General features: G+C 43.9%; 24 protein-coding genes and 1 pseudogene. 4 read left to right on the top strand and 21 right to left on the bottom strand.

Annotated elements, in window-relative coordinates; all coding sequences use genetic code 11:
* Positions 1 to 48: 48 nt before the first annotated feature.
* A complete protein-coding gene (locus DLM75_RS11855) occupies positions 49 to 1,185 on the bottom strand; it encodes a citrate synthase/methylcitrate synthase (protein WP_118968727.1) in 1,137 nt (378 codons plus the stop codon).
* A 72-nt stretch (positions 1,186 to 1,257) separates the two neighbouring features.
* Here DLM75_RS11855 and DLM75_RS11850 point away from each other — a divergent pair, with 72 nt between their 5' ends.
* Positions 1,258 to 2,550: a citrate synthase family protein gene (locus tag DLM75_RS11850; protein ID WP_118968726.1), complete on the top strand. Its 1,293-nt coding sequence runs from the start codon at positions 1,258 to 1,260 to the stop codon at positions 2,548 to 2,550.
* Position 2,551: 1 nt separating this feature from the next.
* Here DLM75_RS11850 and DLM75_RS11845 read toward each other — a convergent pair whose 3' ends face one another.
* From DLM75_RS11845 to DLM75_RS11795, 11 genes are all read right to left on the bottom strand, one after another.
* A complete protein-coding gene (locus DLM75_RS11845) occupies positions 2,552 to 4,246 on the bottom strand; it encodes a flagellar assembly protein A (RefSeq protein WP_167731758.1) in 1,695 nt (564 codons plus the stop codon).
* A gap of 83 nt (positions 4,247 to 4,329) precedes the next feature.
* Positions 4,330 to 5,085: a sulfite exporter TauE/SafE family protein gene (locus tag DLM75_RS11840; RefSeq protein ID WP_118968724.1), complete on the bottom strand. Its 756-nt coding sequence runs from the start codon at positions 5,083 to 5,085 to the stop codon at positions 4,330 to 4,332.
* The gene (ccoS, locus tag DLM75_RS11835; RefSeq protein ID WP_118968723.1) at positions 5,075 to 5,263 is read right to left on the bottom strand and encodes a cbb3-type cytochrome oxidase assembly protein CcoS; all 189 of its coding nucleotides are present in this window, start codon (positions 5,261 to 5,263) and stop codon (positions 5,075 to 5,077) included. Before ccoS ends, DLM75_RS11840 begins: the two co-directional genes overlap by 11 nt.
* Positions 5,260 to 7,698 (bottom strand): heavy metal translocating P-type ATPase, encoded by a 2,439-nt coding sequence (locus DLM75_RS11830; RefSeq protein ID WP_118968722.1) that lies wholly within the window; start codon positions 7,696 to 7,698, stop codon positions 5,260 to 5,262. The genes ccoS and DLM75_RS11830 overlap by 4 nt, the downstream gene beginning before the upstream one ends.
* Before the next feature lie 3 nt (positions 7,699 to 7,701).
* The gene (locus DLM75_RS11825; protein WP_118968721.1) at positions 7,702 to 8,196 is read right to left on the bottom strand and encodes a FixH family protein; all 495 of its coding nucleotides are present in this window, start codon (positions 8,194 to 8,196) and stop codon (positions 7,702 to 7,704) included.
* 22 nt (positions 8,197 to 8,218) lie between these two features.
* Positions 8,219 to 9,544: a cytochrome c oxidase accessory protein CcoG gene (gene ccoG, locus DLM75_RS11820; RefSeq protein WP_118968720.1), complete on the bottom strand. Its 1,326-nt coding sequence runs from the start codon at positions 9,542 to 9,544 to the stop codon at positions 8,219 to 8,221.
* A 133-nt stretch (positions 9,545 to 9,677) separates the two neighbouring features.
* On the bottom strand, positions 9,678 to 10,211 hold the full coding sequence (locus DLM75_RS11815; protein WP_118968719.1) for a cbb3-type cytochrome c oxidase N-terminal domain-containing protein: 534 nt from the start codon (positions 10,209 to 10,211) through the stop codon (positions 9,678 to 9,680).
* A gap of 3 nt (positions 10,212 to 10,214) precedes the next feature.
* The gene (locus DLM75_RS11810; RefSeq protein WP_069607514.1) at positions 10,215 to 10,361 is read right to left on the bottom strand and encodes a cytochrome oxidase maturation protein; all 147 of its coding nucleotides are present in this window, start codon (positions 10,359 to 10,361) and stop codon (positions 10,215 to 10,217) included.
* A 7-nt stretch (positions 10,362 to 10,368) separates the two neighbouring features.
* Positions 10,369 to 11,058: a cbb3-type cytochrome c oxidase subunit II gene (locus DLM75_RS11805; protein ID WP_118968718.1), complete on the bottom strand. Its 690-nt coding sequence runs from the start codon at positions 11,056 to 11,058 to the stop codon at positions 10,369 to 10,371.
* Entirely contained in the window at positions 11,055 to 12,491 is a 1,437-nt protein-coding gene (gene ccoN, locus DLM75_RS11800; RefSeq protein ID WP_118968717.1) for a cytochrome-c oxidase, cbb3-type subunit I, read from the bottom strand. The genes DLM75_RS11805 and ccoN overlap by 4 nt, the downstream gene beginning before the upstream one ends.
* A 289-nt stretch (positions 12,492 to 12,780) precedes the next feature.
* Positions 12,781 to 13,512 (bottom strand): Crp/Fnr family transcriptional regulator, encoded by a 732-nt coding sequence (locus tag DLM75_RS11795; protein WP_118968716.1) that lies wholly within the window; start codon positions 13,510 to 13,512, stop codon positions 12,781 to 12,783.
* 127 nt (positions 13,513 to 13,639) lie between these two features.
* Between DLM75_RS11795 and DLM75_RS11790 the strand changes: the two genes are divergently transcribed.
* On the top strand, positions 13,640 to 14,254 hold the full coding sequence (locus tag DLM75_RS11790; RefSeq protein WP_118969160.1) for an LIC_11485 family protein: 615 nt from the start codon (positions 13,640 to 13,642) through the stop codon (positions 14,252 to 14,254).
* A 317-nt stretch (positions 14,255 to 14,571) separates the two neighbouring features.
* Positions 14,572 to 15,243, top strand: a pseudogene (locus DLM75_RS11785) (hypothetical protein); the annotation flags it as partial.
* 491 nt (positions 15,244 to 15,734) lie between these two features.
* Here the strand turns inward: DLM75_RS11785 and DLM75_RS11775 are convergent.
* Both DLM75_RS11775 and DLM75_RS11770 read right to left on the bottom strand, forming a co-directional pair.
* Entirely contained in the window at positions 15,735 to 16,199 is a 465-nt protein-coding gene (locus tag DLM75_RS11775; RefSeq protein WP_118968713.1) for a chemotaxis protein CheX, read from the bottom strand.
* The gene (locus tag DLM75_RS11770; protein WP_118968712.1) at positions 16,199 to 17,533 is read right to left on the bottom strand and encodes a hypothetical protein; all 1,335 of its coding nucleotides are present in this window, start codon (positions 17,531 to 17,533) and stop codon (positions 16,199 to 16,201) included. Before DLM75_RS11770 ends, DLM75_RS11775 begins: the two co-directional genes overlap by 1 nt.
* Positions 17,534 to 17,536: 3 nt before the next feature.
* Here DLM75_RS11770 and DLM75_RS11765 point away from each other — a divergent pair, with 3 nt between their 5' ends.
* The gene (locus tag DLM75_RS11765; RefSeq protein ID WP_118968711.1) at positions 17,537 to 18,319 is read left to right on the top strand and encodes an LIC_11490 family protein; all 783 of its coding nucleotides are present in this window, start codon (positions 17,537 to 17,539) and stop codon (positions 18,317 to 18,319) included.
* A gap of 246 nt (positions 18,320 to 18,565) precedes the next feature.
* On the opposite strand, the gene lmtA is transcribed toward DLM75_RS11765, so the two are convergent.
* The 7 genes from lmtA to DLM75_RS11730 form a co-directional block, all read right to left on the bottom strand.
* Positions 18,566 to 19,318 carry a lipid A Kdo2 1-phosphate O-methyltransferase gene (gene lmtA / locus DLM75_RS11760; protein WP_118968710.1) on the bottom strand — a complete coding sequence of 251 codons (753 nt, stop codon included), beginning with the start codon at positions 19,316 to 19,318 and terminating at the stop codon, positions 18,566 to 18,568.
* A gap of 87 nt (positions 19,319 to 19,405) precedes the next feature.
* Positions 19,406 to 20,425 carry a DUF4340 domain-containing protein gene (locus DLM75_RS11755; protein WP_118968709.1) on the bottom strand — a complete coding sequence of 340 codons (1,020 nt, stop codon included), beginning with the start codon at positions 20,423 to 20,425 and terminating at the stop codon, positions 19,406 to 19,408.
* A complete protein-coding gene (locus DLM75_RS11750) occupies positions 20,422 to 22,125 on the bottom strand; it encodes a GldG family protein (protein WP_118968708.1) in 1,704 nt (567 codons plus the stop codon). The genes DLM75_RS11755 and DLM75_RS11750 overlap by 4 nt, the downstream gene beginning before the upstream one ends.
* On the bottom strand, positions 22,122 to 22,877 hold the full coding sequence (locus DLM75_RS11745) for an ABC transporter permease (protein WP_118968707.1): 756 nt from the start codon (positions 22,875 to 22,877) through the stop codon (positions 22,122 to 22,124). Before DLM75_RS11745 ends, DLM75_RS11750 begins: the two co-directional genes overlap by 4 nt.
* Complete coding sequence (locus DLM75_RS11740) at positions 22,874 to 23,797, bottom strand: ABC transporter ATP-binding protein (protein WP_118969159.1); 924 nt, start codon at positions 23,795 to 23,797, stop codon at positions 22,874 to 22,876. Before DLM75_RS11740 ends, DLM75_RS11745 begins: the two co-directional genes overlap by 4 nt.
* A 56-nt stretch (positions 23,798 to 23,853) precedes the next feature.
* Entirely contained in the window at positions 23,854 to 24,150 is a 297-nt protein-coding gene (locus tag DLM75_RS11735) for an STAS domain-containing protein (RefSeq protein WP_118968706.1), read from the bottom strand.
* A gap of 161 nt (positions 24,151 to 24,311) precedes the next feature.
* A complete protein-coding gene (locus DLM75_RS11730; protein WP_118968705.1) occupies positions 24,312 to 25,073 on the bottom strand; it encodes a class I SAM-dependent DNA methyltransferase in 762 nt (253 codons plus the stop codon).
* Positions 25,074 to 25,119: the final 46 nt, after the last annotated feature.

Genomic DNA, 25,119 nt, shown 5'->3' with positions numbered 1-25,119 from the left:
CGCATTAACGAAATCTAAAGAGCGAGTGGAAGATCGGTTTATTTCGAATCATCTCCAATGCCGGTTTTCCATTCCGATATAGATCGCATCCGGTCTAAGAATTCTTTCTTTTTTTTGTTCCAAACAATGAGCCATCCAACCGGCCGCTCTTCCTATGGCGAATACCGGTGTGAATAGATCCGTCGGTAAATCCAGTCCGTGCAATAAGAGCGCGGTGTAAAATTCCACATTTGTGTGGAGGGTTCGATCCGGTTTGTATTCTTTTAATAAACGAAGCGCGGTTTTTTCCACGTCCATGGCAAGTTCGTAAAAACTCTTTAATTCGGGGAGTTCATAGAGTTCTTTTGCCGCCTCGGCCAAAACATCGGCTCTTGGATCCCGAACTTTATAGATTCGATGGCCAAAACCCATCAGTCGATCTCCCATTTCGATTTTGTTTCTGAGATATTCTTCCGCCGAGTTGGAGTTTCCGATTTCAAAAACCATATCCAGAGCCGGTCCGGGCGCTCCGCCATGAAGCGGCCCTTTCAATGCTCCGATGGCTCCGGTTGCCGCGGAAATGAGATCGGATTGAGTGGAGGCGATCACTCTTGCAGTGAATGTGGATGCGTTGAGTCCGTGATCGGCCACCGTGTTCCAATAGGTGTTCAAGGCTTTGATCTTCTTCGGACTCGGAGAAATTCCCAGCATAAACAAAAAATTTGCGGCGAGACTGAGTTCTCGATTGGGAAGAATCGGGTTCAATCCTTTCTTGAGACGATATACCCAGGCGACGATTAAGGGTAAAGTAGCAACGACCGCATAACTTTCCTCTTCACTTGTAGTGAAAGGTTTTCCTAAGGATAAAGATGCGGCTCCGATTCGGAGACATTCTATGATGGAGGCGTTATCGGAAACGGAGCTTTCTAAGATGTTTCTTTGAACTTGAGAAAATCTTCTCGCGTGAATCAGATCGCCTACGATCCTTTTTTTTTGTTCGGCGTTCGGAAGTTTGTCTTCTAAGAGAAGAAAGAACGTTTCTTCAAAATCGATTTTTTCCGCGAACTCCTCTATAGGATAACCTGCGATCACAAGTTTACCGTTGATTCCATCGACTTTTGAAATTCTAGTTTTGACCGCAGGGATTCCCTCTAAGCCTGGGCTGTATTTATTTTCTTCGAACATATTTACTGCGTTTGCTTTCATTTTTTAATTCCTTATTAGGAAGAGTTTACAGGATTGACAGAAATTAATCAATATTGATTTCATTGTCAATGTATGAAGCCCGAACCAAAGAAACCGTTTTTATCCGCTTTCGAAGCGGCCCAAGAACTCGGCGTGGAAGTCGAAACGATTTATGCTTATGTGAGCCGCGGGCTTTTACATTCCGAGTCGAGTGGAACCAAGGATCGGAGCAAACGATATCGTAGAGAAGAAATCGAACGTCTTTTAGTACAAAGGGAGGAAAAGCAGAATCCAGGAAAAACGGCGAGGGCCGCATTGAGTTTCGGTCAACCCGTTTTGGAGTCTTCCATCAGCTTGATCGAGGATAACGCGCTCTACTATCGCGGTAGAAACGTCGTTGATCTTTCCGAAAATTTAGATTTTGAATCGGTCGCGACATTCCTTTGGGAGATGGAAGTCTCTCCTTGTTTTCAAGATGAGTGGCCGAAGATCGAAGGGGATTGTCTAAAAATTCTTCCGATTCTTTCCAATCGACCCTTGATCGATGTCTGCAGAATTCTTCTCGGTGTTTCCGAATACGAGGATACAAAAGCTCTTTTAAAAAATCAGGAAGCTTTGAGGAAGAGTGGAACTCGGATTGTCCGATTGTTGTCTCTTTTTGCATCCAAAGCAAAACGAGGAAGTGGTTCGATTGCGGAGACACTTTGGAATTCTTGGAAGCAATCGAACGAAGGAAAGAGGGACAGTCGATCCGTTCGGAATTTCAAAAAGAATTCGACTCTTTCAAACGAGGACAAAAAGGCGATTCGTTTGATCGACGCTTCGTTGATCCTTTCCGCCGATCACGAGCTCAACGCTTCTTCGTTTACGACACGTTGTGTAGCTTCGACGGACGCGAGCCTTTATCAGGCTGTGATCGCGGGACTCGCCGCGCTTTCGGGAAATCGACACGGCCTATTGACGGAAAAAGCGATCGAGTTGATTGAAAACGCCAGCGTCCGAAAAAATGAAGAACGCAAGTTTCTCACCGAACGTTTGCGTATGGGGGAAAAAATTCCGGGATTTGGACATCCATTCTATCCGAACGGAGATCCCAGAGGTAAAAAATTATTGGAATTGTCCGAAAGTTTATTTCCGAAAAATAAGGATCTTCTATTTGCAAAAAAGATAATACACGAAGCGAGTTTACTTTTGGGCGATTATCCGACGATCGATATGGGGCTCGCCGTCGTAAGCCGTACATTGAGGCTACCGAAAGGAGCTGGTCTTGCTCTATTTTCGATCGGAAGAAGCGCCGGCTGGATCGCGCACGCAATGGAGCAATATCAAACCGATCAATTGATTCGACCGAGGGCGCGTTACACGGGTCCGGTTCCTCAAAAATAGATTACGTTTCTTCCTGAAGAATACCAAGTCGTTTTGGTCTTACCTTTGTGATCTGAGGATTTCCGTCGTTTCCGAGAAAAACAAAGGAAGGACCCGGGATTTCTTTCAATCGAACTTTGAAATTTTTTCCCTTTCCGGGGTAGATATCGACTCCAGGAAAAATTTCCTGTTCCACCTCGACGTACGAATCCTTGTCGGGTTCAAAACCCATGATCATGGATTGTTCCTGCCCGAGTAAGTTGTTTAGAATTCCTGAATATTTTAATTTAATTGCGGTGAGTTTGGGAAGGCTTTCCTTTTCTTCGGAAGTCAATTGTCTTCTCTGGGAATCTTCGTTGAGTTTTACAAGACTCAGCTCCACTTTTTTGAGAATGTCCTGATTCTTTTGAACTTCGATACGCAGTTTTTCAAGGTCTTCCAAAAGTTCCGGACGGATTCCCACGGAAACGGACGTTTTCGTTTCGGCGATGGCGCCTAACTTTGTGCAGACGACCGCCTTTCCCGCGACGCAGGTTCCTCCGATCAATTCTCCGCGTCCTCCTCGGATCACGACGGATTCTCCCGCCACGAGCTCGGAGTGCATCGAAGCCTCTTCGATAAAGATCGTGTTTTTCGAGATCAAACGTCCTTGTTCCACAAAACGAGTGTAGATGTCGGCTCCGGATTCTATCAATCCGCCGTTTCTTCCCATGAAGCCCCCGGACAAAACGATATCTCCTGCGGCCTTGAGAAAAACCTTGCCGACCGATTTTTTAACGATGATCGAACCTTCCGTTTCCAGAGTAAATCCGTCGGCGATGGATCCTTCTACGATGATCGTTCCGGGAAAACTCACGTTTCCCGTGGAGAAGTCTACGTTTTCCAAGTGACAGACCTCGTCGACTCGAATGGTCCCTTGTCGATCTAAGATGGGCCTTCCGCTGATGAGAGAATGAACCGTGTTTCCGTCCAAAGAGAGTCTAACGTTCGCTCCGAGTTTCCAGTCTGCTTCCCTTCCAGGTTCGTACGGAAGAATTTCTCCAAAGACATTCTTTCCTTCCTTTCCCGGTGTGGGCGAAATTTTTTCCGCAAGTTTTTGATCCTTCGAAACACTTTGAATGATTTGAATATTCTTAAAATCCACCCGACCGAATTGGTCTTCTTCCAGATGAGGAATCGCTGGGTGGATAAAAAGAATTCGAATATCTCCGTTTTTTCCAGGGACCGGAGCGGTTCCTTCCGCGATCTGAATTTTCTTTCCGTATTCGGGTTCGATCGAAATCCGATCGATGATGTCTTGGAGAACGCCGTAAGCGATTCCTCTCAGTTGAATCGATTCTTTGATCTGCTCGGAACTCAATATTTTTCCGCCGTATTTCGGAGGATGAAAAAGAATAAAAGCTTTCATCTTATCATCCGAAATCTCGATCTCGATTCGAGAGCTTTCCGGTTTTCCCGGCCATTTTCCGATAAGATGAGGAAGTCCGTCGGATTTGAGGACCAATTCTTTGATGATCGTATGTGAAATTTCGGAAATCTGAAAGAGTTCGATTCTTCTTAAAATCTCTTTGGAATCCACCGATTTTCCTTTTTTGCCGGCGGGAAAGACGGAGAGATACGCGAGTCCGTCTTCATTTTCGATTTTGAAGAATGCGTTTTCGTTTTCTTCTAGATCCTTCAGTAGAGAATCGGTGAAATTCTTGAGTGAGTCGCTCATCCGGGGTTTCAGTGTAGAAATCATCTTCCTTTTTACAATCGAAATCTCCCGGAAAAACTTGAATGTTTGGAAAGAAATTTCTTCTAATGATGGTGAGAATGATCCCCTTCCGAAGACGAATGTTGTTCCATCGAGTGAGAATCTGGAGAATGTTCGTGCTTCGAATGGGAATGTCCGAGTCTAAAGAAAATCATCGAAATTCCGACAAATACGATGATGATTCCGCCATAACGAATCACACCTTGCGGTAGTTTTACGAGAAGATTTCGAAAACCGACTCCGAATAAAAAGAGCGCGGGAAAGGTTCCGAGAAAGAAGATCGACATCACGAGCCAACCCGAGCTCGCGCTTCCGGTCGCCAATGCAAGACTGAACGCCGGATACAAAACCGCACAAGGCAATAATCCGGTCACCATTCCGAATGCCATCGAAGTTGTGGGAAGATTTTTACCCTGTTTGAGTGAGGAAAGCAAAGGACCCGCGAATCGATTTAGAATTTTCTGATAGAATCCGGACCGTTCCGGCGTTCCATTCTGGATGAGGCTGAGGCCGAAACCGATGATAAAGATCCCGGAAATGATCGCCGCCAACTCGTGAAGTGATACCAATTTTCCCGCAAGATTGAGACCGGAACCTAATATTCCGAAAATGGCGCCTAACGTGGAGTAGGAGATCCATCTTCCTAAATTATAGAATAAGTTCGTTTTGTATTTTTGTTCCTGGTTTGCGAGATTTAAGGTTCCCGCAAACGGACCGCACATTCCCAGGCAATGAAGCGAACTCGTAATTCCATGAACAAACGCGATCGAAAGAGTTGTCAAAAACAGTTCACTCTGCATGTCTGTGTTCTCCCGTTTTTGGGGTCGGCTGATTCTCTTCTTCGTCGTCAAAAAGCATCCTGTATTTCGGTCCTTCGATGTCCTCGTATTGACCGGATTTTAAGGACCAGAAAAAAACGATCAGAGCTCCGAGCGCTATGAGCATCGCGAGAGGAATCGTGAGATAGAGTGCGTTCATAATTTGGTTCTCCATTGTAACGAGATTGAATTCAACACCACCGAGAGGGAGCTAAGAGTCATAAAACCGGCGCAGATCACTGGAAGCATAAATCCGAACGCCGCGAGCGGTAACATGATCGAATTATAAGTTAATGAAATTAGAATATTCTGAAATACGATGTTTCTTGTTTTTTTTGAAATTTTCACCGCGGAAACGATCGAATCCAATTGATTGCTGATCAATACCAAGTCGGATTTGTCGATTGATAGATCCGATGCGATTCCCATCGAAATCCCTAAGTTGGCCGCCGCCAAACAGGCGGAGTCGTTGATTCCGTCTCCGACCATCACGACCGTTGTTCCCTCTTTCTGAGCGTTTTGGATCACTTTGAGTTTTTCTTCCGGTTTGAGTTCGAAAAGGTGGTGATCGATTCCTACCGCGGTCGCTAAAGATTCCACCTTGGATCTCGAATCACCGGAAAGAATTCCTAAAAATCCGAAGGACTGTTTCAACTTTTCGATCGCGCTTTTCGTTTCCGGACGGACGGAATCTTCTAAAACAAAGCTTGCGAGCAGAGCTCCTTCCTTCCCTAAATAAATTTTACCGTCTTGTTTGAGGGCGCCTAACGAAACAAAATGAAGATTTCCGATTCGATAGGAGGTGGTTTCTCCGATCAACCTGCCTTCCATCCCGGAGCCTGGAATTTCGGCAATTTCTTTCCAAGTATAGGCGATCGGTTCTTCGTTTTGAATTCTTAATTTTTTCCCGATTTCCTTTTTTAAACTCTCTGCGAGAGGATGTGTGGAGCCGGATTCCAAAGAAAGGACAAGGGAATAAATTCTAAGTTTTTCATCCTGACTGAGAAACCGTTCCTCTTGTAGAGAAAGTTTTCCCGTCGTCAAGGTTCCTGTTTTGTCGAAATAGATCCGATCTGCGCGACTGAGAATTTCCAATGAATCCGGATTTTTAACAAGGATTCCTTTTGAGCTGTGGAGTAAATTGCTCACAACATAGGCCGCTGGAACGGCGAGTCCGAGCGCGCAAGGGCAGGCAACGATCAATACGCTGATCGTGTTGAGGACCGCCGATTCCCAATCTTGAAAATAAAATCCATAAATTCCGAACGTCGCGAATGCGATCCCCAAAACGATTTGAATAAAATAGGTTGAAAACCGATCCGTTGTTCTTTGGATTCCCGGCTTTGCTTGCAAAGAGGATTCGATGAGCGCGGAGATTCTGGAGAGTGTACTTTCTTTCGCGGTCGTGGTAGCGATTAGTTCCGCATTCGTACTGAGACACAAGGACCCGGACAGAATCGTATCGCCGTTTTTGTGAGTGACCGGTTTGGATTCTCCCGTTAAAAACGATTCGTCGAAGTAAGCCGTTACGGATTTTAGAATTCCGTCGACCGGAACTCTGTTTCCGTTTTTGAGAAGAATTCTTTCGTCTACTCGGATCGCACTCGGAGCGATTTGTGTTTCTATCTCTTCACGAATGACGGTGTATTCTTGCGGAAGTGTGGACAACAATTCTCCAACCTTTCTTCCCGCTTTCAAACGGATCGCCGATTCTAAGAATTTTCCGATCAAAATAAAAAAGTAAATCGTACACACGGAATCAAAATAGACTTCTCCATGATCGGTTAACGTTACATAGATGCTATAGAAATATGCGAGCGATACTCCGGAAAAAAGAAGCGTGTCCATCGTAAGCATTCTTCTTTTGATCGATTCTTTCGCGCCTTTGAAAAAGGGATATCCGGAATAAAGATAAACCGGAGTCGCAAAGATCCAGGATACGTAATGGAAGAGCCGTTTGAATTCGATTTCGATTCCCGTAAAATATCCGGCATACAATCCGATGCTGAAGAGCATGATATTTCCCCAAGAAAAACCGGCGAGTGCCATTCGATAAAATAAATCTTTGGAAAACCGGGAGACGCCGGTTTCCGCCTTGAGTGGTGAATAGAGAGAAGGTTCGTAGCCGATGCCGATGATGATGGAGAAAATTTCGTTTAGATCGATCCGTTTTCGATCGTAGACGAGTTTCATTCTTCCCGTTGCGAAGTTGATTCTCGCCTCCAAAACTCCTTCGTGATCGCCTAAAACTTTTTCGTTTAACCAAACACAGGCGGAACAGTGAATCTTTCCGATCGTGATTAGCGTTTCGCAGATGCCTTCGTTTTTTTGTATTACATATTCCTGATATACGGATTCTGTTTCCAGGTTCTCCCGATTTTTTCTCTCCGTGTTCACGGACTCGAGCTTTTCGGAACCTCTCAACGTATAAAACTGAGTCAGCCCGTTATTCACAAGAAGTGTCGCGAGGCTTCTGCACCCGCTACAACAAAACGATTCCGTTTGCGCGTTGATTTCACCGAGAATGAGATCTTTTTCGGTGCGGATCGGTGTGTTGCAGTGGTAGCAGTTTGTAACTTGAAACAAAGTTTCCATAGTCTATTGGATTCTTATTTCCGCCGTTTTTTGAAGGACTCTTCCCTCGATTTCTCCTTGGAGACTGAGAATCCAGAGACCTTCCTCCGGAATTTCCACCGTTCCAACATAGGTCCCCGGATTTTTCGAATCTTCACTCAAACTTAAGGAACGATTCCATTCATCGGTTGCGGATCTTTCGATTAGAATCTGGAGTTTGGCTCCGGAAATCGGAGCCCCGGATTTTTTAAACTGGATTGAAATTGGATTCTTCCCTTTCTTGAATTCGGGAGTCGCCGTGAAAAGTTTGCTCTCGTAAGAATAACCTTCCGCGATCATCTTTCTTTGTTCGAGGATGGACTTTTCATAGTTCAATCCTTTCTCATAATATCCTTTTTCGATCGGTCCGGTATATCCTTCACTCGCATAACGGATCGTAACGACGGTCGCGGCGATCAACGCGACGAATGCAACCCCGATCCATACGAATGCAAGTTTCATACTCTTATGTAGTGCCATTCAATTTTTCCTTGTTTCCTCTTTATTTGATCGGGATTCGAAATGGGATCGTCTTTTTTAATTGAAAGTTTGGATTTTTCAAATCCGTGATTCGGAGCGATATTTGATGGGTCGGTTTGAACTGATCTTCGGGAACAGGAACCGTTTCTAGGATGATTCTAAAATCCTGAGAATCGTTTCCCAAAACCTGAATCGCCGGTTTTTCCGTTCCACCTAACAGAATATGAACGGGAGAACGAAGCGTGCTATCCGCGACTTCTACTTTGAGTTCTCGATTGTCAAATGTAAGATTCAAAAGGTGTCCGTTGTAGAAATTTCTTACCAAACCGCCAGGAACTTCCATCGGTTGTATGATTCTGTCCGGAAGAACGTTCGCGTAGAGTGGAACACGGTTGTAAAGAAGGGTTCCGGCCGCGGTCAAAACGCAAAGAAGAAGTGTTCCATAAACCAAACTTCGAGGACGGATCCAACGCACTTTTGATCCCGGTTGATACGCTTGGGTTTCGGACATATATCCGATCAGAGTTTTTTTTCCTTCTTTTCCCATCGTTTTTGTACACGCATCCACGCACTTTCCGCATGCGATACAGCCTACGTTCGTTCCTTCGCGAATGTCGATTCCCGTTGGACAAACCACCAAACATAGATTACACGCAGTGCAATCTCCTTCTTGAACTCCGGCCTTTCTTCTGGGTTCGCCGCGTTTGAAATCGTAGGTTACGTTCACGGAGTTTGCGTCCATCATCACGGTTTGGAATCTCGCATATGGGCACGCGTATTTGCAGAATTGTTCTCTTACGAAGGCCATGTCGAGATAAAGGGTCGCGGTAAAGAATGCGGTAAAATACGTCCAGACCGGCGGACTTGCAAGAAACGCGGAAGATCTGATTTCGTTTATCATTTCATACGGATCGGCGAAATAGGATACCCACGCCAATGCACCGAGTATGCTCACGAGAATCCAGAGAAAGTGAACGATAAATTTTCCGAACTTCGGTGCGTCCTTTTTACCGTATTTGGATCCGAGGATCGTTCTTCCGATCCAATCAAAAACGTCCGTGAACACGGTTTGAGGACAAGCCCATCCGCACCAGACCCTTCCGATCAATGTCGTAAAGAAAAATAGGGAAAGTCCCATTCCGATCAGGAAAAGATGTAGGTAGTATCCTTCTTGCGGAGTAAAAATATTTCCAAGAAGATAAAACTTACGATTTGGAATGTCGAGTCGGATGAAGGGGTGTTCTCCCCAACGGAGCCAAGGTAGAAAAAAATAGATGGGAAGTAAGATCGCTTCTACTAAGTATCTTGCCGAACGAATCTTACCGGTAATATGCCTGGAGATGACCACAAAAGTCCTCCTTAGTGGTCTCTGGAAAGAAGGAGAGGTGCAACGCCCGTTGAATTCTCGATTCTTTCCGGAGTAAAACAATCAGACTCTTGGATGAGATCTGTTTCAGGATTTCATCCAAGAATTTCATAAACTACTTCGACGCCTTTAAACTTGCGTTCTGAGTCGCAAGCCAAGCCATCACCTGATATACTTTTTCGGAACCGAGAGAATTCTCATGCGGAGGCATAGGTCCTCTTCCCAGTTTCGTTTTGTCTACTGCGATTCCTTTCATAATCGTCGTGTAAACTTCTGCATCGGTTGAACCGTGGATCCATTCCGCGTCGATCAGGTTCGGACCGACCAAACCTTGACCGGTTGGACCATGGCAGGCCGCACAGACCGTTTTGAAGTTTTTTTCTCCCTCTGCGATCGCTTCGGCGTTTCCACGCATGGGATTGCTTCCGTCATTGCTTGTTACGGCCACCGCTTTCGGAAACTTCGCTTCGTGTTCCTTTACTTCGTTTTCATAGGCAACGTCTTGTTGCCAACTGGAAAACTTATGATAGTAAATCGAATACACGACTGCAACGACGATACTGATCACGAAGATCCACTTCCACCATTCCGGCATCGGATTGTCCGATTGTTTGATACCGTCGAAATCTTTATTTGAATCATGCGTCATGGATCAGTCCTCCTCCAGCATTCTATACTTTGGATCTTCCATTTGTACCTTGCGTTTCTTGTTGTAAACGTATGCGGTGATAAGACCGATCGCTAAAACAAGAACTGGTAGTCTTGCAAATTTGTAGATTTGAATCAGTTCCAGTTCCATACTTGCCTCACTGAATCGACTTGGACAACTCTGCAGTGTCCCTGCCTAATTTTAGGAGATAGGCGATGAGCGCGTCTCCTTCCGTTTTGCCTTCCAATTCTTTCGCCGCGGAAAGATAATCGGCTTCCGTATAAGGAACTCCGACTTTGGAAAGACCTTTCATGTGATTTACGATCTCTTCCGCGTTTACCTTCGCGCTTTCTTCGAATAACCAAGGATAGGCGGGCATTACGGATCCGGGAGAAGTGTCTCTCGGACTGATCAAGTGTGTCTTATGCCAAGCGTAAGAAGGTTGGATCTGAGATTCGTGAGCGAGATCCGGTCCGGTTCTTTTAGATCCCCAGAGAAACGGATGATCGTAGACAAATTCTCCTGCCTTCGAATATCCGTCTCTTCCATAGGATTTCGATGGATCAAAACGATCCACTTCCCATTTGAAAGGACGAATCATCTGCGTATGACAGTTGTTACAACCTTCTTTCTGATAGATATCCCTTCCTGCGAGTTCCAAAGCGGAGAACGGTTTTACTCCTTGAATCGGAACCGCGGTTCTGGAAATAAAAAACGGAGGGATCAACTCGAAGATACCGCCGATCAAAACCGCGATCGTCGTATAAACGGTGAACTTAACTCCTTGTTTTTCCCACTGATCGGTAAAACCAGAAAACCAATCCAGAAGTATGTCGAATAGTTTCATGCTTTTCCTCCTTCCTCTTTCACTCTCAGGTCCACTTCTTGAAAGCCGGAACCGGAGGTTTGAATCGTTTTGATCACGTTATAGATCATCACAAAAACTCCACTCAGGTAAAGAACACCGGCCACACCTCTTGCGAAGCGGAAAGGTTTGAGAACTTCGGTGATTTGAACCCAGTTCGGATATTGAAGAAATCCTTTGGAATCGATCGCTCTCCACATAGAACCTTCCGTGATTCCGGAAACCCACATCGAAACGATGTAAAGAAGAATTCCGAGCGTTGCCAACCAGAAGTGAGTGTTCGCAAGTTTTTCAGAATAGAGATTGGTGTTCCACAATCTTGGAACAAGATAGTAGATCGCGGCGAAAGACATCATTCCCACCCAACCGAGAGTTCCGGAGTGAACGTGACCCACGATCCAGTCGGTGTTGTGACCCAAGGCGCTGATCGAACGAATGGAAAGAAGGGGACCTTCAAACGTCGACATACCGTAGAACGTGATCCCGACGAGCATCATTTTAAGAAGAGCGTCCGTTTTGATCTTTTCCTTCGCTTGTGTTAGGGTGAGAAAACCGTTCAGCATTCCTCCCCAAGAAGGCATCCACAACATGATCGAAAACGCCATCCCCGTCGTTTGAAGCCATTCCGGAAGTGGGGTGTTGAGCAAATGGTGAGGACCAGCCCAGATATAGATGAAGATCAAAGACCAGAAGTGGATGATCGATAATCTATGACTGTAGATCGGTTGTTTGATATGTTTCGGAAAGTAGTAATACATCAAACCTAAAAATGGGGTAGTTAAAACAAACGCTACCGCGTTGTGTCCATACCACCACTGTATGTTCGCGTCGTAAACTCCCGAGAAAACCGAGTAGGACTTAGTTAGTCCGACCGGAACGGAGAGATTGTTTACGATAAAAAGGATTGGAACGGTAACGAACGAAGCGATGTAAAACCAGATCGCCGCGTAGAGTTGTTTTTCCTCTCTTGTGAAGATCGTCGCGAAAAAGTTCACGATGAAAATCACGAACCACACAACGATCAAAAGATCGAGAGGCCATTCCAATTCTGCGTATTCCTTGGACTGATTGAGTCCTAAAGGAAGAGTGATCGCCGCGAGAAGGATTGTCAGATTGTATAACACAAAATGAATCTTCGCCAGAGAATCGCTCCAGATTCTTACTCTACAGAGTCTTTGGATCAAGTGATACGCGGTTGCAAAGATGATACTCAATGCAAATCCGAAGATGGCGGCGTTTGTGTGCAAGGGTCTGATTCTTCCAAAACTGAAATATTGCGTGAAATTCAGTTCCGGATAAACCATTTGAAATGCGGCGAGAACACCCACTAACATGGATGCTACTCCCCAAACCATAGCCGATATGATGAACCCTTTTACGATTGAATCGTTGTATTTGGCGTTCGTTTGGCTCATGAGATTTTGTCTCCTGATTCGATTATTCCTTCGGTCTAAACTCTCAAAGTCAAAAAATTATATACTATTTTAATAAAATAGAATATTCATTTTTAATTTAGAGTTTTATAATTTTACCTTATATGAAAACCGACTTGGAAAGAAAAGAAATCCCAGGGTGATTTCATTGAGATAGGACATGATAATTGTCAAGTTTCCGGGTTTTGCTTGCGGTTGAGGGAAAAAGGGACCGAAAGAATATGGTCTTTCCGAATACGAAGGATCTTGAGATTCTTTCTCAGAATTGGATTCAGTGATGGGTTGTTGTTTCTAAATTGGAAATTCCGCGGAGGGCTTCCAGATTTAAGAAACGAATTCTGTTTTTGTGAATTTCAATCCAATCCCGATTCTTAAAATCCGAAAGGGCACGGACAAGAGTTTCCGTAGTGGTTCCAACCATCGAAGCCATAATTTCCCTCGTAAGATTCAATTCGATTTCCGGTTCGTTTCCGGACGCCGTTTGAAAGGAAATGAGAAGCTCCGCGAGTTTACTGTGAACCTGTTTCGTACCGAGGGCAACGGTCTGATCTTCTAATTCTTTCCATTCTAAGGCCATTTGTTTTAGGATTTCCAATTGAAGTTTTGGATCTTCTTTCATGAGATCTTCTAAAACGCCCTTTTGAATGTAACAAGCTTCCACCGGTTCCAGAGCTTCCGCGTTTTGGGAGAACGTGCTTCCGGCTAAGAGATCTCTAAAACCGACCCATTCTCCGGACCTTCGGATCGAAAACGTTTGTTCTTTACCGGAAGGTGAGTTCCGAAAAATGCGGACGCATCCAGATTTGATGAAATAAAAACCGTCTGCTTTATCGCCTGAATGGATTACCGTTTCCCCTTTGCGAAAAAGTCGGAATTCTTTCGTAGAATTGATCTTATCCAAAGTGTCCATGGAGACACACTTCAAAACCGATTTGTGCCGATTGGAACAAAAATAACAGTCGGGGGAAAGTTGATCCTCGTTCACGAAACCCAGACTCTCCATGTTTTTCGAGGTTGTAAATGCATTTTGTTCTCTAAGCAATGGGACGGTAAAAAAATGGAGATCAAAAAAACGGTTCGAGATTTTTCTCTTTCTTGTAGAATTGGGAAAACGACCGAAACTAAAAACAATGGATCTCAATTTTAAAGATAAGCTCCAATCCGGGATGTCTTCCATAGACAATCTTTCCCGAAATCTTCCTCCTCAGGTGCAGAAGACTCTTTTGTATACTGGAATTTCTTTGGCCGTTCTGGGTGTTTCTTTGGCGATCCTTGTCGGTGTCCAGAGGGGAAAGGAAGGTGCGGCTTTTGAGGACCAAGCGAAAGAATTGGATCGAAAAGCCTTATTCTTAGAAGATATAGAACGCAATTACAATCGAAAACGAAAATCCATCCGCTACAGCGATCCGGATCTTTCCGGGTTAGAAGATTCCTCCTCTCTTGAAATCGATCGATACGAAAGGGAAAAACCGAAGAGCGGACTTTTACCGGAGTCGAATTCTCCAGAAGGAAAGGACCCATTGAGAGATGGAAGAAGGGAAGGCGGAGGAACACCGAAACTTCCGACGGAATCCGATTCTCTTCCAACCAATGACCGAGAGAGAACACCGGACTCGAATCGAAAACTCGAAGATCCGGGAACGGTGACACCCGATCGAGGGAATTCGAATTCTTCCATTGGGGACAAACCGAGTTTGATTCGTCCGCCTAAAAATAATTCGAAGGGATCCCCCGAACTGAGATGAAATCGATTCGAATTTTAATTCTTACCGTTTTCTTTTTCGGAATTTCTTTTTCGATTTTGGCGGATATGCCTCTTCCGTTTCCGGAAGAATCGACAAATTCTTCTCCTGAACCGGAAGTGATTCCGGAGAATACGTCCGGTTCCGCGAAAACACAAACGGAAGAATCGAAGGCATTGTCTTCTGAAAAACCGGATTCTTCTATAAACGCAGACGGCGAATCGAATTCAAAGGCGACTAACGTATCAAACCCTTCGACTGAGACGAAAGAATCAAGAACCTCATCCAAAGACTCTATGGAAGGGACTCCCGATGTTCCGGAAAAAACAACTCTTCCAAATTCTTCCAAGACGAGTTTGAAAAAGAAGAAGGACAAAAAAAAAGAAGATCCGTCCGAAAGCGGTTATAAGAAGGGCGTACTTCGTCTCAGAGAGAATCAGAGAAACAACGCAAAGACCGAGTTCAACCAAGCGAGCGCACAGGGAAAAACAGCAAACGCTTCCAAATTGGAAGATGCAAAGCTGACGGCTGAGAGCGCGAGTGACGCGAGTTCCATCACGGAACAAATCGATTCCGAAGACGAGAAATGGAAGGCAGTTTTTGAAGTAGCCCGTGCATTGCGGGGAAATGGAAAAATTCCGGAGGCGGAATCTCAATATCTGAAGATCATTACCGAGGCTCCGGAAACCTTCCAGATGATTTCTCTCCTCTCGCTCGGAGAAATGCTTTCACCTACGGATCGAAAGGATTCCGCGAGAAGGTACCTGCTTCAGCTCGTAAAACTTCTTCAAAAAAAGCCGGAAATGGATCCTGGGAAGCAAAACCTGGAAAAAGCGGTAACACTCATCGCAAGAATCTACGGAGATCAAGGAAAATACGAAGAGGCGGAGAATTGGGCGAAAGCGTATCTTAGTCGAATGAACCCGGAAGCCTCCGAAGATTCTCCTTTTGTAAAAGAACTCCGGAGAATTCTAAAACGACGATACTATTGAGTTCGGAAGAATTTTTGTTTTGAAGACGAGGGAAAAATCGAGACGTTTTTGAAATCCGAGAAGTAGGATTTTATTCTTTTTCTCCTCCGAAAAAAAAGACGAGATTCCTCCCTTTGAATCTGTCGGAACTCCGACAATCTTTCCGTAAAAGTCGCGCGCCCCACCCAGAATCGGGCGGAGGAGGAGAGGCGGTGGGAAAAAACGGGGAACATTTCTCTATCAGAAAATTCTAATTTTGTAAACTAAAAAAACAGAATGATTTTCTAGGAACTCCCACGAAAATACAGTTCCGGACGTTTTGCTTTTCTCTTCTTCCTTTCGATAAGGGTAGGAAAGGATTGGAAAAACGGAATCGTTACTTTCCAAAGGTTTTCTTCTACAACCGCGCCGGGAAAAAGTGAACCATTTTTTCGAAAGCTTTTGAATAAGGTTCCGGGTTATCGGTTTGAGAACCCGGAAAGGAAGAAAAAAGAAAGAAAATTAGAAAATTCTTATGTTAAAGAAACGTTTACGTCGAGTTTTCCGAACTTGGAGAATAGGCTGATTCCGAGAGAAGGTTTTTTAGGAATCTTTAATGTTTCGTTTTTGGAATCGACGATGTTTGGCGCTGTGATTTCGATAGACTGTCCCGAGGTTGCGAAAATATTCATCGCATTTCCGGTGGTCATGTTTGCGATTTCCCCCAGAATATCTTTATATTCGTTTTTGATATCCTGTTCACTCATTCCAGGCATCAAAACACCCGCGATTTTGTAGGCCGCGTCGTAGTTCAACCCGTAGACAACTTCTCCGTTGAACGTTCCGATTACACCGATGACAATCGAAAGTTCAAGGTTGGTTTCAGGGCTGTCTTTGATACCGATTTTTCCTCGGATGAGGTCCGTTTTTAAGACATCTCTAAAAACGATGGTCGCCGCTTCAAGAAAGGGATTTACCAGTTCAGCCCGGATTTGCATTATTCTTCTGCCTTTTGACCGATCCTTCGTTCAATCGGGTATTTTTCCTGAAGGGCCTGGCTGATTTCCATAACAAACCCGTTCATCAGGTTTGGATTGTCTCTCAAATCGGGGCCCTGGGAAGTAATGATTTTAGACGAATTGATTTCCATGGAAGCAAATTCGACGAAGACATTTTTTTCGGAATCCTTATACGGACCTCCGACTTTTTTAGAACCGAAAGCAACCGTTGTCAAATCTTTCAGAAATTGCGTGTTATTTCCCAAACGAATCGTCTGATTCCCCGATTTTAGTTCCCAGAGATTCAAAAGGGTTTGATCTTTGTAGTCTTGGATCGGAGTTCCTAAGAGGGAGGCGATTTTTTGCAATCCGTCCGGTTCTTCTTGGAGCGCCTTGAGTTTCGCCTTCCATTCGTCCTGAGATTTGGATCTGTTTTCCAAAAGCATCTTGCTCTTCAGGAAATTTTTTCTTTCCTCAAAAGAGACTTCTTTTCCGTCTTGATTCTTCGGAAGTTTTCCGTCTTTTTTCTCGTTTTCGTATTTTGCTCTTAGAAGTTCATCCGAAATCGGAGCTTCCTTTTCCGCGAGTTTGGTGAGTTGGTCGTCGGTATAAGAAAGAATTCTCAATTGGACCCGGGCAGACGTGGATTCTTTTTGAACGTTGATTTCTCCGTCCGTTTTTTTGAGATCGGAATTGAGAAGGGAATCATAGAGAACGCTTGCGTTTTTTCGATCGATTCGATATTGCATTGGAGCGGAATTCAGAATCTGTTTGTAGATCGCCTCGGGTTTACGAACATCCTCGTCCGAATAACCGGCTCCTCCTACGGATTCTCTGTAGATTCTTCTGGCCTCATCCGAAAGTTCTTCTCGAATTCCGGTTTCCGAGACGGAGAATCCAGTAGCGTCTGCGATCTGTTTGGTGACGACCAAACTTCGGATCGTTTGAAATGCGCAGGATTGGAGCGTCGCAGGGTCCTCAGCGAGGGAAGGAGCGATACTTCTATATTGAAAAAAACAATCCCTTCTCGCGGCCTGAAAATAATCCATAGGAATCGAATAATCTCCGATTTTGCCGGCGTTCACGCTGGAGCGACCCGAGATTACGTCAAAAAAGCTTTTTTCGGCGTCTCCGGGGAGAAAGGTGATGATCAAACCACTGACAAGAAAGAAAAGAAAGATAGCGACTACGCCGCGGATGATTTTGTCTTTGAGAGAAACGTTTTCTAATTCCATGTTTGTATCTGTAAACTGAAAGAGTTTGTGAAGGAATATTTCTGTAAAGGAGAAAAGTGAGAAAAACGCTTCAGAAACCGGCTCAATCGACAGATACATAAAATGATGCTCTTTATCGCAATTGCACTCATTCTTGTAGGACTTCTTTGTTTTATCTACGTATCTCTGAACCCGCACGGTTCCGGGCAAGAGCGTCCCACGTCCAAGGTTGGTTCCTCTCGTCCCGGGAATTCGGACATCGATCATCTGATTTCGAGGCCGAATGCGAAGAGGGGAGGGGAAATTCTCCTATCCAATAAGCGGTCTTTGCAGATGGAGAATACGGAAAAGCAGAGATATCTCGAAAACAAATTCGTGGAAGGAAGAAAAATTCCGAAGCAGAGCCCCGTTTCTCAATCTTCCTCCGAATCTCACTTGGAAATCCTTCCAGAGGAAGAGAAAGAATTTATTTCTCAAGAATCGGATCACTCTGGAATTCAGGTTCTGGAGGAATCGGATTCTTCGTCTTTTATAAAAGAAAATAAGCCGGAAGAAGTGAGAGAGATTCGATTTGAAATCGAAGGTCTTCTCTATCTGGATCAGAATCGAGAGATTCCGTTTGAGAGGCTCGCGGATAAGAAGGAAGAACTGACACCGGATCTTTTGAAAGGTCTCAAAAGAATCGGGCCGGGAAAGTTGAACGAGAGCAAGGATTCTCTTTCTTTCGAAGCCCTGAACAGCAGTTATCGATATTCTTTTTCTGAGATTGAAAAGATTCTCTTCTTTGACGAAGGGATCGTCTTAATCCCTTCGAAATCGAATTATCCGGTTCCGGTCTTTTTTACAAAAGAGACGAGCCACCTCAAATCCTATCTAGAAAATTCTTCTCAGGTATTTCCTTCTTAAGGAAATCATTGATTCTTGGTTGAATTTGTCGGAACTCCGACAAATTTTCCGTGAAAACGTCGCGCGCCCCACCCTGATCTTGGGTGGAGGGGAGCGGAGGCGGGAAAACGTTCGTTCGAATTTTTCTCTAACAGAAAATTCTACTTTTTGCAAGTAGAATTTGTGACTTCGACGCTCTGTCGGAACTCCGACAAATTTTTTAGATGTAAGAAATTGCCCTTACCGGAATCGCTCTATAAAAAATTTTCAACGTCCCTCGACGTGAAGAAGTCGAGTTGTCTTTACGATGATTCTTACAAGAATATAAAAAACAAGACCACCTCCGAAAAGAATGATCTGTGGAAGACGGATCGCTTCCAGAAGATTGCTCACCGGTTCATTAAAGTAGACGGCGACTAGGTCGAATACGCTAAAGATCACTAGGATCCCAAAGAGGCTCGGATATTCTCTCTTGATCACATTCCGGATCGAAAAAGAAAGCGTCGGTTTCTTGTAACCTCTCAACTTTGGAATAAAGGCGGGAACCGTGTTCGCCCAAGCAAGATACGCCTCACCGAATTTTTTTCTTAAGAATTGTTCTTCGGCAAACATAATTCTTTCGTAATATACCCAGAAGAAAAGAATAAAAACCGATGCGATCAGAAAGTTCTTAAGGAATAGAACGGCTCCCAAATATAAGAGAAAGTTTCCCAAGTAGAGAGGATGGCGCATGAGGGAATAAATTCCTTCCTGATTTACGACGTCCGCGACTTGTTCTTTCGTATTTCTTCCGGAAGTTCTCGCTGGAGCGTAACCGATCACAAAGCTCCGAACAAAAAGACCGAGAAGGCTGATTCCCAAACAAATCGCTTGGTAATAGAGATGATAGGTGTAAGAATTTCCGGGGAACTGATAAAAAGGCAAAAGCCCGAGGCAGAGGATCAAAATGATTCCGGGGATATAGGATCTCCAACGAAACAGAAAATTCCCCTGCGATTCAAATTCTTCGATCAAAGCCATGCTTTCGTCCTAATTTTAGATTTCTTGTGAAATGAAATTGGAAGCCTCTGGACTGTCAATAGAGAATCCGCTTCTGTTCCGGGAAGGTTAGAAAGAATCGGGGAAGGAATCCTTCCATTCAAATCTCTCTCGAAACCGATTCAAAAATTCGGGATCGAGAACATAAAAAACGGAATCGTTTCCGCTTCGAAAGATTGGTTCTTTTTGTGAGGTCTTTCCGATCCATTCTAACTCGTAGACCGATTCCGAATTTTTTCCGGAGTAAATGTTTATCCTTAGTTTCTCACCAGAAGAAAGGTTTTGGATGGTTTCATAAAACGGTTTTTTAAGAATTCTCTCCGCCTTTGTCTTAAAAAGTCTTTCGACCCAAAGTCCACAATCTTCTCCCCAACAATGATCTTGTTCCGAATTTGTAATCGTCCATTGTCCGGGTGAAACCTGTTGGATTTGTATCGTAGGATTGGTCTTTGAAGAAATCTCTATAAGAATAGTATGAATTTCTGATATTTCCATTTCATCGGGAATCAAGGAATTCGATAGGAAAAAAGTCTCGTTTCCGCGTCCGGCCAAAGGATTGAGACTCTCTTCCACAAACCAGATTTCCTTGTTCTCGGGGATTCTCACGAAGGTTCCCGTTTCCTGTTTTCCGGAGACTCCGATCTCCAACTTCCCGACTTCTCCGGATTCGGTCTGGATTTCGAGTTTTAGTTCTTCTCCGTTTAAACCGAAGTCCTGATTTTTTGAATGTGTTGCGATCTTGGAAAACTTTCTTAGCTTTAAGACGGCTGAAAGAAGTGATTCTATCTTTTTGAGATCGGGTCTTGCGGTTGTTTCCGGTATCTGTACGCTCCAGTTTCCATTCTTTCTTTCCATAAGAATTTCGTGTCCTTTTCTTCCGATTCGGATTCTTTCGATTTCGGAACTCTTGTAAGGAAAAAAAGGCTCCGCGTTGTGATAGGATTTTTGAAAAAACAAAAACGGATCCGAGAGAAGAAGAAAGATCGTTCCTAAAAACAGGTTCATCAGAAACAAAGAAAGGGCTTTGTCCTTTTTGAAAAAATTCAAGAGGGAGGCGATCCAAAAAGATCCGGAAGATAGAAAACTCATTTTGTTTCTTCTTCTCCTCGAAAAGAATTTCGATGTCGAATTCTTAAAAACGTATAGAGACCGAGTAAGAATGGAATCCCCAAAAGATTCAAAAAGCTCAAAACGAATTTTTCCCTTTCGGAGAAAGGTTTTAACTTCAACACCGCGGATTTTTTACCCCGGATTTGAATGAGATCCGTATCACCGGAGGAAATATCTAATGAATTCAATAAAAATGGAATATTCGATTCTTGATAAATGTCTCTCGTTTCCGGAAAGACGAGTAGGTCGGAAACAACGTAAGGAGAGCCGATTACGAGAATCCGAGACGTTTTTCCAATCTGTGTTTTTGAAAAAAAAGTTCTTCCGTCTTTTGGATTCGGCGGATTTGAATAACGGGAATCGAAACTTCCTTCCAAGAGCGCTCCGATGATTTGTTTTTTTCCGGACGGTCGAGGTGTGGTTGCAAAAATTTGTTTTTCTCCTAAGGCGACAATCTCGGAACGGACTTCGGATTCTTCTCCTGCGAAAAGGATCGGTTGCATTCTCACGTTCGGTTGTCTTTCCGGATCCAAACTCACACTGGAAGACCAAGGGATCAGTAGATTCTCCAGAGGTGCGGTGAAAGGATTCTCTTCGCTTAACAATTTTTCCTTTTTCCCTGCCAGAATCCATGCAGGATACGGAAATCTTCCGATCACACCGGGTTCGATTTCCATAAGAGGTCCGATCGGAAGGGAATGTTCCAGATCGAGAACGATGTCCTTGTTCACACTGAAGCCGTATGAGGAGAAGATGGAATTCAATTCTTCGATTTCTCCAGTCGGTCTCGCGATCCCCGCATTGTTAGGCGACATTCCGATTCCTTCCTCTCGATTCGGAGTTTCCAAACGAAAGTCCATCGACTTTGCGAAAAGAATCAAACTTCCTCCGCGTAGTAGGAATTGATCCAGTTGATAAGCGCCTTTTTCGGTTAGGGTTCCGGATCCGATCCAAAGAAGAGTGTGAATTTCTTCCGAAAGTTCTTCTTCGTTTAACAAAATTTCAGGGATCGGACCGTATTCTTCCTTAAGAACCTGGTGCGCCAAAACACCGATACTGTCCTTCCCACTTGCGGGTCCGGGAGGATCCGTCGATAGAACTCCGGGAACTTGAACGAGTGCGATGCCCGATTCTCCGGGGTTTCGAATCATTTTTCGAAGCGTTGTCAGTACCTGGTATTCGATCTGTTCTGCAAAAAATGCGACTGGGATCGTTTCCTTGAACGCTCCGAGTGAAAGGGTAATTCCCATATAAGCCTGTTTTATCTGAGAGGAACCTCTTTCGTTCTTTTCCAAAATCTGCGGTGAAATCCCCGATTCGATCGCTTTTTTACGATCCTCTTCCGAGACGTCCGGATCATGAAATCGTAATATTACGTTGGAACCTCCGAGGTCGCTCAGTTCGTTTAACAATTCCTTGGTGAGATCCAAAGAGGTTTTGTATTCTCCGGGAATCTGAGTGGAATAGTACGCGTCTATAATGAGTGTTTGATTCAAATTTTTGAATATATTTTTCGTACTTTTCGAAATTTCAAAACGTCCTGAAACGGAAAGGTCCTTTCTACAGGCGAAGTGACCCAGGATCCCGTTCGCGAAAAGAAAAATCAGAAAAATCTGGGAGAATAAGAATGCGGAGTTCGAGTTGAACTTCAAAAAGAGGGCGCGTATTTTTGAGATCATCGTTTCGACCTCAATCGAATCAAATTTGCATACAGAATTGTGAAGGAAAAACTCAGATAGAAAAAAATCTCTCTTCCGTCCAGAATTCCCAAACGAAAGGTTTCAAAGTGTTTCGACAAAGAAAGATACGATAGGATTCTACTTAGATCCGGGCCGAAAAATGGAAGAAAGGGTTTGTAACCCAGAAGAAAGAAAAGGAGACAAAAGATGAGCCCCAAAAGATACGAACTGATCTGATCCTTCGTCAAAGAGGATGCAAGACTTCCGAGCGCGAGATTTGCACCTCCCAAAAGAAAAATTCCGAGATAACCGGCGAACGTGGTTCCTATATCCAAATCTCCCAAGTAAAGGATCGTCGTCGGAATCGGAAGAGTGAACAAAAGAACAAATCCCAAAAAGGACCAAACTCCTAAAAATTTTCCGAGCACCAATTCGAATTCTCTGAAGGGAAGCGTGAAAAGAATTTCCAAAGTTCCGGAACGTTCTTCTTCGGCCCAAAGACGCATGGAAAGAGCGGGAATAAAAACCACATACAAGATCGGAACCCAGAGAAAGTAGGCCTCCATACTCGCGGATTTGAGATCCCAAAAAGAACCGTCTCCGAATCCAAAAAAGAAAAGGAAAGAAGTTAAGAATAGAAAAAACGCGGCAAAAATCGTTCCGATCGGGGAGTTGAGATAAACCGAAAATTCCTTCCAAAAGATCGTCTTCAGGTTTCGAAAGGACGCAATGATCGGATCGGAAAGATTCATTGCTTCGATTTTCCTGTCAGAGTTTCAAATACGGATCCTAAAGAATTTTTTTCCGGGATCAGGGAACGAATTCGAAACGGAGCTTTTTTAAGAATTCCGAATACTTCTTCCGCTCGGAATTCGGAGGATCGAATTCTGAATTCCTGAAAGCCTTCTTCCTTTTTATCCGTTTTTTGGATTTCATACGTTTTATCAGGGAAGAATTTGGAGAATTCTTCCAACGATGTTTCCGCCAAAACAAGACAACCTTCTCCCTTGGAAATGGAGGAAACCGATGCGTCCGCGATGAGTTTTCCTTCGGACAAAACGAGAATATGATCGCAGATTTCCTCCACCTCCTGCAATACGTGGGAGGAAAAAAGAATCGTTTTATTCTTTCCTAATGTACGGATCAGACTTTTTAATTCTCCGATCTGAAGCGGATCGAGACCGCCGCTCGGTTCGTCTAAGATGATATATTCAGGATCTTGAATGATCGATCCCGCGAGGGAAACTCTCTGTTTGAAACCCTTTGATAAAAAGGAAATCGGTCGATAAAGAACTTCTTTTAGACTCAAAAGTTCGACGGCGATCTCGACCTTATTTTTGAGAAAATTCTTTTCAATCCCTTTTGCGGAAGCCAAGAAGGAAAGATATTCAAAAACGGTAAGATCGAAATAAATCGGAGACGACTCGGGAAGATATCCGATTTGTTTTTGGATTTCGATTTTGTTTTCTAGAAAGTCGCGTCCATCAAAACGAATGGAACCGGAAGTGGGGAGGAGATAACCCGTCAAAAGCCGAAGTGTTGTCGTTTTGCCAGCTCCGTTCGGTCCTAGGAGCCCCGTGATTCTTCCTTTTGGAATTTCAAAGCTTAGATCGGAGACGGCGATCTTTCCGGAATAAGCGCGGTTGAGTTGTCTTACGGAAATTGTTCCCATTGGGATAATCACAAAGACTGCGGACGAACGAAGAGCGGCAATCGTTTTTCAAACGGTTAAAGACCTAATTTACCGTCCACTTTGAATTTTCTTAAAACTTCCAAAAGGTCCGGGCTTAAGTTTTTGATCTTCATCTTTACACCGAAGTTATCCATAAGATTTTTGAGAGTGAGTAGTTTTGCGATTCCGCTGGAAGTGATTTTTTTTACACTTTCTACGTGGAATTCCACATCGGAAATGATTCCACCGGAAGCCTTTCTGGAAACCTCGTCAAAAATTTTATCGTAACCGTCGATTACAGTTGTATCGATGACTACCTTTCCCGATTTTCCTTCTACATTGAATTTTGACATACGATCTTCCTTTCGTTCCCTATCTCTTTTTCATTTTTCGGACTTGTTGCAAAGTCATTCATTTTCACTCGGAAGGAATTCTTCGCGGAGTGAAGTACCCATTCCATTTTTTTCTACAGCAATAGACGTAATAAGTTGCAATCCTAAGAAGATGATATATGTCATCGATTTCGTAAATTAATTTCTGTACTTCGGCAGATATAATTTAATAAGGACGCGTCTTCCTCCAGAATCCAATCCCTGTAATCCGATCCTTCTTCCAAAAGTTCGAGTCCGCATTGCTTAAGAAGTAAATGAATGCTATTTCTCGGAAAATACGTGTGTTCATGTACTTCGGAAAATTCTTCCTTCGTGAGTTTGTGGGAGAAGGTGAGAATGGATTCTAAACGATTGGATTTTTCTAAAAATCGATTCTTCCATCGAATTTTAAAATCTCCGACCCGTTCGTGAAACGTCTGACCGTCGAAGTGAGTTTTAAAATTGTATAAACTACTCAGGTCAAAGAAGAACAAACCGTCCGGAGAAAGATGCCTTCGGATTCGTAAAAAGGCGGATTTGAGTTCGGATTCGTTTTTGAGGTAGTTGAGGGTGTCGTGTGTGGAAAGAATCAGATCAAAATTCTTCCTTTCTAGATCAAAGTTCAGTAAATCAGAATGGACAAATTCTCCATCAATCGGCTTTTTTTGAGCAATTTCGAGCATTTCCAGACTTGAGTCTACGCCGGTCCATTGGATCGACCGAGGAAATTTTTCCCAAAGTTTGCAGGTTCCACAACCCAGATCCAAGACCGTTTTGGGGAGAAATTTTTCGCTGTGATTGGAGTAGGAAGAGAGGATGAACTCGGCCCAGCGATCGTACTGGACATCTTTCATAACTGCATCATACACGGTGGAAAAGCCGGAATAAGGCTTTTTTTTAAGCATAATTTAATTTTTTCTTGCTCTTTTTACGATCTTTCCAATAGTCAAT

The organism is Leptospira stimsonii (genome assembly GCF_003545885.1).
Classification (GTDB): Bacteria; Spirochaetota; Leptospiria; order Leptospirales; family Leptospiraceae; genus Leptospira; species Leptospira stimsonii.
Note: the sequence above shows the minus strand (reverse complement) of the source record. Positions and strands in the feature narration are given on the sequence as shown.

What these genes read in the sequence shown, in the direction of transcription:
- DLM75_RS11825 (WP_118968721.1), bottom strand. Translation starts at nt 8,196, where the DNA reads ATGGCACTACATAAGAGTATGAAACTTGCATTCGTATGGATCGGGGTT.
- DLM75_RS11745 (WP_118968707.1), bottom strand. Translation starts at nt 22,877, where the DNA reads ATGAATCTTTCCGATCCGATCATTGCGTCCTTTCGAAACCTGAAGACG.
- DLM75_RS11830 (WP_118968722.1), bottom strand. Translation starts at nt 7,698, where the DNA reads ATGGAAACTTTGTTTCAAGTTACAAACTGCTACCACTGCAACACACCG.
- DLM75_RS11845 (WP_167731758.1), bottom strand. Translation starts at nt 4,246, where the DNA reads ATGAGCGACTCACTCAAGAATTTCACCGATTCTCTACTGAAGGATCTA.
- DLM75_RS11790 (WP_118969160.1), top strand. Translation starts at nt 13,640, where the DNA reads ATGGATCTCAATTTTAAAGATAAGCTCCAATCCGGGATGTCTTCCATA.
- DLM75_RS11805 (WP_118968718.1), bottom strand. Translation starts at nt 11,058, where the DNA reads ATGAAACTATTCGACATACTTCTGGATTGGTTTTCTGGTTTTACCGAT.
- DLM75_RS11775 (WP_118968713.1), bottom strand. Translation starts at nt 16,199, where the DNA reads ATGCAAATCCGGGCTGAACTGGTAAATCCCTTTCTTGAAGCGGCGACC.
- DLM75_RS11795 (WP_118968716.1), bottom strand. Translation starts at nt 13,512, where the DNA reads ATGGAGAGTCTGGGTTTCGTGAACGAGGATCAACTTTCCCCCGACTGT.
- ccoN (WP_118968717.1), bottom strand. Translation starts at nt 12,491, where the DNA reads ATGAGCCAAACGAACGCCAAATACAACGATTCAATCGTAAAAGGGTTC.
- DLM75_RS11840 (WP_118968724.1), bottom strand. Translation starts at nt 5,085, where the DNA reads ATGCAGAGTGAACTGTTTTTGACAACTCTTTCGATCGCGTTTGTTCAT.
- DLM75_RS11765 (WP_118968711.1), top strand. Translation starts at nt 17,537, where the DNA reads ATGATGCTCTTTATCGCAATTGCACTCATTCTTGTAGGACTTCTTTGT.
- DLM75_RS11810 (WP_069607514.1), bottom strand. Translation starts at nt 10,361, where the DNA reads ATGGAACTGGAACTGATTCAAATCTACAAATTTGCAAGACTACCAGTT.
- DLM75_RS11735 (WP_118968706.1), bottom strand. Translation starts at nt 24,150, where the DNA reads ATGTCAAAATTCAATGTAGAAGGAAAATCGGGAAAGGTAGTCATCGAT.
- DLM75_RS11855 (WP_118968727.1), bottom strand. Translation starts at nt 1,185, where the DNA reads ATGAAAGCAAACGCAGTAAATATGTTCGAAGAAAATAAATACAGCCCA.
- DLM75_RS11850 (WP_118968726.1), top strand. Translation starts at nt 1,258, where the DNA reads ATGAAGCCCGAACCAAAGAAACCGTTTTTATCCGCTTTCGAAGCGGCC.
- DLM75_RS11770 (WP_118968712.1), bottom strand. Translation starts at nt 17,533, where the DNA reads ATGTATCTGTCGATTGAGCCGGTTTCTGAAGCGTTTTTCTCACTTTTC.
- DLM75_RS11750 (WP_118968708.1), bottom strand. Translation starts at nt 22,125, where the DNA reads ATGATCTCAAAAATACGCGCCCTCTTTTTGAAGTTCAACTCGAACTCC.
- DLM75_RS11730 (WP_118968705.1), bottom strand. Translation starts at nt 25,073, where the DNA reads ATGCTTAAAAAAAAGCCTTATTCCGGCTTTTCCACCGTGTATGATGCA.
- ccoS (WP_118968723.1), bottom strand. Translation starts at nt 5,263, where the DNA reads ATGAACGCACTCTATCTCACGATTCCTCTCGCGATGCTCATAGCGCTC.
- lmtA (WP_118968710.1), bottom strand. Translation starts at nt 19,318, where the DNA reads ATGGCTTTGATCGAAGAATTTGAATCGCAGGGGAATTTTCTGTTTCGT.
- DLM75_RS11755 (WP_118968709.1), bottom strand. Translation starts at nt 20,425, where the DNA reads ATGAGTTTTCTATCTTCCGGATCTTTTTGGATCGCCTCCCTCTTGAAT.
- DLM75_RS11740 (WP_118969159.1), bottom strand. Translation starts at nt 23,797, where the DNA reads ATGGGAACAATTTCCGTAAGACAACTCAACCGCGCTTATTCCGGAAAG.
- DLM75_RS11815 (WP_118968719.1), bottom strand. Translation starts at nt 10,211, where the DNA reads ATGACGCATGATTCAAATAAAGATTTCGACGGTATCAAACAATCGGAC.